Source organism: Gemmobacter caeni, assembly GCF_003054195.1.
Classification (GTDB): domain Bacteria; phylum Pseudomonadota; class Alphaproteobacteria; order Rhodobacterales; family Rhodobacteraceae; genus Gemmobacter; species Gemmobacter caeni.
In genome coordinates, this window is the sequence record NZ_QBKP01000042.1 from 1 (window position 1) to 9,642 (window position 9,642).

General features: G+C 62.2%; 7 protein-coding genes. 1 reads left to right on the forward strand and 6 read right to left on the reverse strand.

Going from position 1 to position 9,642, the window contains the following annotated elements; genetic code table 11:
• Positions 1–370 precede the first annotated feature (370 nt).
• The 5 genes from C8N34_RS25050 to C8N34_RS25070 form a co-directional block, all read right to left on the reverse strand.
• Positions 371–1,435 (reverse strand): DUF475 domain-containing protein, encoded by a 1,065-nt coding sequence (locus tag C8N34_RS25050; RefSeq protein WP_054303975.1) that lies wholly within the window; start codon positions 1,433–1,435, stop codon positions 371–373.
• A gap of 198 nt (positions 1,436–1,633) precedes the next feature.
• Positions 1,634–2,530, reverse strand: coding sequence for a succinate--CoA ligase subunit alpha (gene sucD / locus C8N34_RS25055; RefSeq protein WP_054303957.1), 897 nt, complete (start codon positions 2,528–2,530; stop codon positions 1,634–1,636).
• 11 nt (positions 2,531–2,541) lie between these two features.
• Positions 2,542–3,714: a malate--CoA ligase subunit beta gene (locus tag C8N34_RS25060; protein ID WP_054303958.1), complete on the reverse strand. Its 1,173-nt coding sequence runs from the start codon at positions 3,712–3,714 to the stop codon at positions 2,542–2,544.
• A gap of 13 nt (positions 3,715–3,727) precedes the next feature.
• Positions 3,728–4,666, reverse strand: a complete 939-nt coding sequence (locus C8N34_RS25065; RefSeq protein ID WP_054303959.1) for an HpcH/HpaI aldolase/citrate lyase family protein — start codon at positions 4,664–4,666, stop codon at positions 3,728–3,730.
• A gap of 24 nt (positions 4,667–4,690) precedes the next feature.
• Positions 4,691–5,890 carry a pyridoxal-phosphate-dependent aminotransferase family protein gene (locus C8N34_RS25070; RefSeq protein WP_054303960.1) on the reverse strand — a complete coding sequence of 400 codons (1,200 nt, stop codon included), beginning with the start codon at positions 5,888–5,890 and terminating at the stop codon, positions 4,691–4,693.
• 148 nt (positions 5,891–6,038) lie between these two features.
• On the opposite strand from C8N34_RS25070, the gene C8N34_RS25075 reads away from it, so the two are divergent.
• Positions 6,039–7,436, forward strand: coding sequence for a helix-turn-helix domain-containing protein (locus C8N34_RS25075; protein WP_054303961.1), 1,398 nt, complete (start codon positions 6,039–6,041; stop codon positions 7,434–7,436).
• A 1-nt stretch (position 7,437) separates the two neighbouring features.
• On the opposite strand, the gene C8N34_RS25080 is transcribed toward C8N34_RS25075, so the two are convergent.
• Positions 7,438–9,525: a hypothetical protein gene (locus C8N34_RS25080; protein WP_108130982.1), complete on the reverse strand. Its 2,088-nt coding sequence runs from the start codon at positions 9,523–9,525 to the stop codon at positions 7,438–7,440.
• Positions 9,526–9,642 lie beyond the last annotated feature (117 nt).

Here is a 9,642-nt window from a genome sequence, read left to right on the forward strand (position 1 = left end):
TCCCAAGCTCGCTTCCGCTTCGCTTCGTTCCCGCCACCGTCCGTTTCGGTGAGGCAGCTTCTAGGCCCACACCCAAAAACCCGCAAGAGCAAAAATGCAGGAATGTGTCAGATTTTTTTCATGCTGCGGAATGTTGCGCTGCATGTGGTATGTGGAGAAATTTTTAGCACAATATGACGGTTGCGCTGCGTAATAAAAGTTTCCCGAGACTGTAGGCTGGCTGGTGGATCTCGTTCCACATGGCACCGGGAAACAGAATCAGCACGCCAGATGCCGCGGCCAAGCCGCTGATTCCGCGCGATTCCCTTCCCGCGAACGGCGGCTTCCCCTCGCGGAAATGCAAAAGGCCGGGGCTTCCCCCGGCCTTTGCTTACTTCGGCGCCGCACCCGCCTCACATCTGTTGCTGCGGATCGACGACCAGAGGGCAACACCGATCAAAGCCGCCCCTCCCAGTCCGGTAATGACCTCGGGAATATGCACGAGCGTCTGGCAGTACATGATCACCGACAGGATCAGGATGGCGTAGAACGCCCCATGCTCCAGATAGCGGTATTCGGCCAGCGTACCGCGTTCGACCAGCATGATGGTCATGGAACGCACATACATCGCACCGATGCCCAGCCCGATGGCGATGACGAACAGGTTCTGGCTGAGCGCGAAGGCCCCGATCACCCCGTCAAACGAGAAGCTGGCATCCAGCACCTCCAGGTAGAGGAAGGCGCCCAGCCCGCCCTGCGCCGCAGCGCGCGTGGTTTCCTGCGTGCGATCCAGAAACCCGCCCAGCACCTCGACCAGCAGGAAAGTCAGCAAGCCATAGATGGCGGAATAGACGAAGACGTTCCGGGCCTCGCCCTCCAGAAGGCGCGAGAACAGGAGGACAAGGATCAGCACAAGCGCGATCTCGACCCCTTTGATCGTGGCGTAAGAGGCCATGCGGCTTTCCAGCCATTCGACCCAGTGCACATCCTTTTCCTGATCGAAGAAATAGGTCAGCGCCACCATCATCAGGAAAGTGCCACCGAAAGCGGCGATGGGCAGATGTGCCTCCTGCATGATGCGCGCGTATTCAGCCGGGCGGGCGGCCGCCATGATCAGCGCGTCGATCGGACCGACATGCGCGGCAATGACCACGATCAGCAGCGGGAAGACGATCCGCATGCCGAAAACCGCGATCAGGATACCCCAGGTCAGGAATCGGTGCTGCCAGACCGGGCTCATCGTCTTGAGCTTGTTGGCGTTGACGATGGCATTGTCAAAGGACAGCGAGATCTCCAGCACCGCCAGAACGGCGCAGATGAAGAAGATGGTCAGCGCACCGGAAAGCGTGCCGGTTGTCTGCCAGCCAAGGGCGGCGCCCAGCGCCAGCCCGACACCTGTCACGATGAAGGCCCATTTGAGATATGCGACCATGGGCTTGGCCGTTGATGTGGACATGAAAGTCAGCATTCCGCTCGGCGGTCCAGAACGCGAGGTGCCGACATCACAAGAGCGCCGATCTCTTGCCAGAGGGGCCCGGTCACCGTGTTGCCGCGGGCGCCTTGGCCCCGCGATGCCCCGAGATAGGAAGGACCGGGCCGTTCTGTCAACTGCCCTGCATCCGGCGCCCCGAAACCGAGGCGCCGGAGCAACGCATCAGGCCGCGGCGCGACGGCCCAATACCTGCGCCACCGTGGCCCCGATGGCGGAGGGGTTTGGCGCGATGGAAATGCCAGCCGCGGTCAGGATCTCCACTTTCTCCTGCGCGCTTTCCCCAAAGGCCGAAACAATGGCCCCGGCATGGCCCATCTTGCGGCCCTTTGGCGCCGACAGCCCGGCGATATAGGCCACCACCGGCTTCGACATATGTTCCCGCACCCAGGCGGCGGCCTCCGCCTCCTGCGGGCCACCGATCTCACCGATCATTACGACGGCATCGGTCTCGGGATCGGCCTCGAACAGTTGCAGGATGTCGCGGAAGCTTGACCCGTTCACCGGATCGCCGCCGATACCGACCGAGGTGGAAACGCCGATGCCCAACGCCTTCATCTGGCTGGCAGCCTCATAGCCCAGCGTGCCGGAACGACCGACGATGCCTACCCGACCCGGCATGTAGATATGCGGCGGCATGATGCCCATGAAGCCGCGGCCGGGCGAGATGATGCCCGCGCAGTTCGGCCCGATCAGCCGCATCTTGCGGTTTTCGGGATAGCGGCGCAGGAAGCGTTTCACCTGCATCATGTCCTGAGCTGGGATGCCGTCGGTCACGCAGACGGCGGTCTTGATGCCTGCATCCGCCGCCTCCATGATCGCATCGGCCGCGAAGGGCGGCGGCACGAAGACGAGGCTTGCCTCGGCCCCCGTCGCATCCACCGCCTCGCGCACGGTGTTGAACAGTGGCCGGTCGAGGAAAGTCTCTCCGCCCTTGCCAGGCACCACGCCACCCACCACATTGGTGTTGTTCTTGATCATGTCAGCGCTGTGGAACTGGCCGATGCGGCCCGACATGCCCTGAACGATGACCTTGGTCGTCTCGTTGATCAGAATGGTCATACTTTCCTCCCTCAGGCGGCGCGTTTCTGGCGCAGGCCAACGGCGATGTCGGCCGCTTCGGCAAGCGTGTCAGCGGTGTGCAGCGGCAGCCCGCTTTCGGCGAGGATGCGCTGGCCTTCCTCGACATTGGTTCCGGCAAGGCGCACCACGACCGGGATGGTCATGCCGACCTCGCGGTAGGCTTTCACCACCCCCTCGGCCACCCAGTCGCAGCGGTTGATGCCCGCGAAGATGTTCACGAGGATCACCTGCACATTGCGATCGGTCAGCACGGTGCGGAAGGCGCGGACCACCCGCTCCGGGCTGGCGCCACCGCCGATGTCGAGGAAGTTGGCAGGCTCGCCCCCGGCCAGCTTGATCATGTCCATCGTGGCCATGGCCAGACCGGCGCCGTTGATGATGCAGCCGATGTCACCGTCGAGCCCGACATAGGCCAGACCATAATCGCCGGCCATGCTTTCGCGCGGGTCTTCCTGGCTGCGGTCACGCAGTTCGGCGACCTCGGGGCGACGATAGAGCGCGTTGGTGTCAAAGCTCATCTTCGCGTCCAGCGCCACCAGATCACCCGAGCCGTTGATGATCAGCGGATTGATTTCGACCATCGTGGCGTCAAGCTCGCGGTAGGCACGGTGGCAGGCCGTCAGCACATTGACCATCTGCGCGATCTGACCACCGCGCAGGCCCAGCGAGAAGGCAAGCTCCCGCGCCTGGAACGGCACCAGACCCACCGCCGGGTCGATGACCATGCGGCGCAGCGAATCCGCGTCGCTTTCCGCCAGATCCTCGATCTCCATACCGCCATGCGCGGAGGCGACAATCATGATGCGTTCGGATTTCCGGTCCAGCACGAAGCCCAGATACAGCTCCTGCCGGATCTCGGACGCCGCCTCGACCCAAAGCCGATAGACCCCCTTGCCATTCGCATCGGTCTGCTTTGTCACCAACTGGCGACCGAACAGGGTTTGCGCGTAGTCCTGCACTTCCTCGGGGCTGCGGCATAGCTTCACCCCCCCCGCCTCGCCCCGGCCACCCGAGTGGATCTGCGCCTTCACCACCCAGGCGCTGCCACCCAGTTCGCGCGCGCGGTAGCCTGCCTGTTCCGGGCTGTAAGCCAGGCCACCGCGCGGGACCGGCACGCCGAAGCCTGCCAGAATTTCCTTCGCCTGATATTCATGAATATCCATTTATATTCCTCCCTCAGCGTGCGGCGATGGCGTCGGCCAGAACGATGACGTTGCGCGCCATGCGTTCCGAGGCCGCGTCGATCATCTTGCCGTCCAGCGAGGCGGCGCCGCGCCCTTCGGATTCCGCCTTGCGCAATTCGTCGATGATGCGACGGGCGCGGGTGACTTCGGTATCCGGCGGCGAGAAGACCTCGTTCGCCAGCGTGACCTGCGAGGGGTGGATGGCCCATTTGCCATCGCAGCCCAGCGCGGCGGCGCGACGCGCGCCCTCCTTATACCCTTCGGGATCGCTGAAATCGCCGAACGGCCCGTCAATGGCGCGCAGGCCATAGGCGCGGCAGGCAACCACCATGCGGCTGATCGCCGAATGCCACTGATCGCCGGGGTAATGCGGGTTCAGACCACCGATGTTGGTGGTGCGCGCCCTGAGGCTCGCCGCGTAATCTGCCACGCCGAAGTGCAGCGCCTCCAGCCGGCCACCGAACTGCGCGATGGCCTCGACATTCGCCATGCCCAGCGCGGTTTCGATCAGCGCCTCAAGGCCCACGCGGGTCTGATAGCCCTTCGCCATCTCGATCTGGTTCACCATGGCCTCGACCATATACAGATCGCCGGTCACGCCGACCTTGGGCACCAGAAGCGTGTGCACGCGATCACCCGCCTGCTCCATCACATCAACGACGTCACGATACATGTAGTGCGTATCCAGCCCGTTGATGCGGACAGAAACGGTCTTGCCCGCCGCCGCCCAGTCGATGTCGTTCAGCGCCTGAATCGCATTCTTGCGGGCCTGTTCCTTTTCCGGCGGTGCCACCGCATCCTCAAGGTCAAGGAAGATGTAATCCGCCGGGCCAGTCGCGGCCTTGTCGATCATGGTGGGGTTGGACGCCGGGACGGCAAGTTCCGAGCGCTGCAGGCGTTGGCGCCGCAGCGGGTGCAAAGTGTGGCTCATGTGTCTGTCCTGTTTATCCGGAGATCATTCGGCGGCCAGCCGCAGCTCGGGCTGGGCGGGGCGCATCAGGTAAACTTCCTGGGCAGCGGCAACGCCCGAACCCAGCTTGATCCGGGCACCGGCCTCGACCAGTGCCATTTCGGCGATGGAGATGGCGGTGAGGCACATCCCTTCATTCAGATCGCCCAGATGGCCGATGCGGAAGGCCTTGCCGTTCAGTGGGCCAAGCCCCGACCCGAGCGAGCAGTTGTAGCGCTCATAAGCGATGCGGATGACCTCGCGCGCATCTACTCCTTCAGGCACGCGCACCGCGGTGACGGTATCGGAATAAAGCGTCGGATGTTCGGCGCAGAGGTCCAGCCCCCAGGCCGCCACCGCACGGCGCACACCCGATGCCAGCCGCTTGTGCCGCGCATGAATGTTCGGCAGCCCTTCTTCCATCATCCGCGTCAGCGCCGCCTTCACGCCATGCAGCAGCGGCACCGGCGGCGTATAGGGGAATGAACCGCCGTCATGCGCGCGCAGCATGTCGGCCAGGTCGAAGAAGGCACGGCGCATGGTGGAACTTTCCATCGCCTTCAGCGCCTTCGGGCTGACCGCGAGCATACCCAGACCCGCCGGGCTCATCAGCCCTTTCTGGCTGCCGGTCACCGCCAGATCGACTCCCCAGTCATCCATGCGGAACGGGATCGAGCCGATCGAGGACACGCCATCGACAAACAGCAGCGCATCATGCAGCGCGTCGTCCAGCGCCTTGCGCACGCCCGCCACGTCCGAGGTCACGCCAGTCGCGGTTTCGTTATGGGTGACGAAGATCGCCTTGATCTCGCCATGCCTGTCCGCGCCCAGAATACGGGCGAATTCCTTTACCGGGGCGCCCGCACCCCAGGGCAGGTCGATCAGCTGCACCTCAAGCCCCAGCTTCTTTGCCATCTCTGCCCAGAGATGCGAAAACTGGCCATGCCGCGCCATCAGCACCTTATCGCCGGGATTCAGCGTATTGGTGATGGCCGCCTCCCAGCAGCCGGTGCCCGATCCGGGAAACAGGGCCACGCGCCCCTTGGTGGTGCCGTAGACGGTCTTGAGATCGGCGAAGATGCTGGCCGTCAAATCCCCAAAATCCGGGGCGCGGTGGTCCTGCATCGGCACGTTCATGGCGCGGCGAACGGTTTCCGGCACATTGGTGGGGCCGGGGATGAAGAGGTGAGAAAGTCCGGTTTTCATGGCAATCCTCCCATTGCTGAGATTATTGATGCCGGGAAATTTCACTGTGGGGAAATGAATCTGCGTTCTGCTGTAAACGCGAGAATTTACATGGTTCATAAATTGTAATATTGTAAAGTTGACGAACCAGAAATTTGTGTGCAACCGTATGCAGAAGACATTCATCGGCCCCCAGCTTCGCCGTTTGCGGCAGGAAAGGGGAGAGACCCAGGCCCAGATGGCAAAGGCGCTCGGCATCAGCGCATCTTATGTCAACCTTTTGGAAAACAACGAAAGATCTGTTTCCGTCGCGATCCTGTTTCGGCTGATGGACACTTATGGCGTCGACTGGCGGGACATCGCCGAGGATGACAACGCCAATCTTTTGCCCGAGCTGCGCGGCGCTGTGCAGGACCCTCTCTTTGCGCAGTTGCGGCCGGATCTGCCGCAACTGCGCGCCGCGCTCATTCACAGCCCGGACCTCGCAGCGGCTTTTCTGCGCCTGCATCGTGCCTACCACGCGATTTCCGACCAGCTTCTTTCAATGACGGAGCTTGCGGGCCAGACCCCGCTGTCCTCACCCGAGGCAGCAGTTCATGACATCTTCCGCAAGAACAGGAACAATTTCCGGGATCTGGAAGAGGCTGCCGAAGCCTTCTGGGGCACGGAACAGGTTGAACGGGATGACATCTATTACGCGCTGAAGCGTCGGCTGCGGGATAGGCTGGGCGTTCGGGTTCGGGTTCTTCCTGTTGAGGACATGCCCTTTTCACTGCGCGATTATAACGTGACGCAGCGCGAAATTCAGCTTTCCGAAGCGCTGGACCACACAAACCGCATCTTCCAGCTTGTGCACATGTGCGCCCTGCTGGAGCTGGCCCCGCTTCTGGACGGGGTTATCGCCGCGTCGGTGCTGAAAGATCCGCAAGGCGTTGCGCGTCTGCGGGTGGAGCTTGCGAACTATTTCGCCGCCGCAGTCCTGATGCCCTATGATGCCTTTCTGGCAGAGGCGAAGGCCACAAAGTATGACTTCGACCATCTTGCCACCCGATTCGGCGTCAGCTTCGAACAGGCCTGCCACCGCGCAACAACGCTTCAACGCGAGGGTGCACCGGGTGTGCCCTTCTTCTTCCTGCGCATCGACAAGGGCGGAAACGTTGCCAAAAGGTTCAATGCCACCAGTTTTCCGCTGGCAGAACACGGTGGCGCCTGCCCGCGGCTGGATGTTCACACCAGCTTCCGCACGCCCGGACGCATCGTCCCGCAATTTGTGGAAATGCCCGATGGCGGCCGGTTTTTCGTATTCTCACGCACGGTGGAGCGGCCGACATGGGTACGCCACGCACAGGACAATCGCTTGGCCGTCGCAATGGGTTGTTCCCTCGAACATGTCAGCGAAATCGGCTATGCTGAACCCTTCCTGCTTTCAGGCATCACAATGACACCCGTGGGGATCAACTGCCGCATCTGCCCGCGCAATCATTGCGACCAGCGTGCATATCAGGCCTTGACCCTGCCGGAGCCCGTCAACACCATGCGTCGTGGCGCAACCCGCTTCGAGGCCTGACTCACAACCCGCCCCCGGCGACTGTCGCAAGCAGCTTTTCAAGTGCGGAACGCGACTGGCCGCTTCTTTCAACCAAGCTTCTTGCGTGGGCAAGCGGCTTGTCCGCGAGTTCTTCCACGGGTGAATCGCTGTCAAACGCCGCGGCCTTACGCCAGATTCCCTGATCCTGTTCGGCAACCGCCCGCCAGGACCGGGATACGCGCAGCGCCTGCCGCATCGCTTCATCATCGCCCGCGCGCCGGAATGCCCCCACAGCTTCGGCCGACAACCCCATTTGCATCAGCATCGCGCCGCGAAGCGCATCAGCCTCTGGCCCTTCCAGCCCCGCCAATCCTCGCAATGCGGCTGCGGCATCCTTGCGCTGCGCTGCCAATCTTGCCGAAAGAAGCCGATCCGATGCGTCCTCAGAAGCGGGACGCCCCTGCGTCGCCCAACTCTCCGCAAGCTCGGGAAGACCCAGGTCCATGAAGCGCGCAACCAGAACAGACCGGGTTTTGGCCGGCAGCTCCGCAGGGGCGCCGGAGGCATCGCTTGCCAGCATCAGCAAATCAGAGCTCCCTGCGCGCTCCGCCAGAATATCCCAGACAATCAGCCGCGTCTGATTGTCTGCCGCCGCCGCAAAGCCGCGCGAGAACTGTCCGTTCAGCGCAAGCGCAACAGCAAGGGCGTGATGAAGCCTTTGGTCGTCCGGCTGACCCCGGTATTGCTGCGCAAGAATTTCCAGATCCTGCACAAGCCCGGCCTCGACCGGCGCGCTTGCTTTCCAGGCAATATCGACCAGCGCGATCAGGGCTGCGGGTTCCAGTTCATCATGCCAGGACGCGATGTTGCGAAAAGATCTCTCGGCTTCGCGGGGCGCTTCCTCTGCCGCGATGGATGCGTCAAGCGCACGCACAGCCGAACTCGCCGACGGGCTACCGCGTGCCATGACATCCCTGATTTTTCGGACCATTTCGGCATCCCTGTTTTGCCGGAAACGCTCTGCAAGACCCGGACCCAGGGATTCACGCAGGGCAAGTGGCAGTCGGGAAAAGCCCATATAAATGGCATCTCGATTGACCCGCTCGCCCGGGCGAAGCGAGGGACGCGCCAGCACCGACCAGAGCGCGGCAGGCGAGTCACAGCCTTCCATGCCGGTAAACGGGTTCCTTTCCGGCCTCTCGCCATCCACCAAGCGCGCGAGGGCAAGCAGAATCGGGATATCTTTCAAGCCTTGGGGAAAGGTATTGGCCAACTGTGCAGCTTCGGCCCCGAAACCCATCGCAATATATCTCCGCGCCGCCATCGCGACAGCCTCGGGCTGCGGCTCGTCGAACTCTCCGACAAGGTCTTGCCTCAATGCGGAAAACTGCCCGAAAACCGGCGCTTCATCCGACCATTCCGGAAGAAGGAGGCTGTCCTCTCCGAGGCACGCACCGTCTTGCGGCGACTTTTCCGCATTTTCCGAGATATGTGTTTCCAGCCCCTCCGGCGGTTTGACCCTCACATGTTCGGATTGTGGGGTGGAAACTTGCTCCACAGCCTTGGGTCGGGCGATCCTGGGGGTGCTCAGATCAACCAAACCTTGGGTCGCCGCTGCGCCAATGCCCTCGGCTATGGTCTTTCGCATGCCGCCAAGGGCAAGATCATCCAGAAGCGGCAATGATCCGCTCTCTGCTTCTTTGGAGGAGGGCGGTAAACCCGGTATCACGGGGTTGTCGATCAGCAAAGGCATCTCGAAGGGTGAGTCCTTCCGAGGGGAGCCCGATTTCAGGTCGATTACGATAATCCCTGGTCGAAACTCGAATGCTTCGGCATGACAATCACAGGCCATGGCGATCCTGAGTTTGCCAAAGGCCGCAACATCAACCCCGGCCAGCCTTGTCTTAGGTATCCGGCGGAATGTCTGTGACAAATCGAAGGTCAGGCCCGGTTTGCTGATCTGAAGCAGATATCCATCCTCCAGCCGCCCCAGTTTCCAGGTTGCGGGCTCCCCGACAGACACAACAAGGCGTGAAAAACCATCGTGCTCTCCCGAAGTGACCCGCGCAATTTCGGCGCAGATCGGGCTCGGCAGGAAGAGCAACAGAAGAACCAGAAAGCGCCCCATCACGCGGCTTCCTGCTTCAGGGGGCTCTGTTGCACAAACCCCTGTGGGATTCATCTCATGAATCCAGCGTGGTAGCTGGGGTGCATGAGCAGACCTACATCCCCGACCTACAAGACC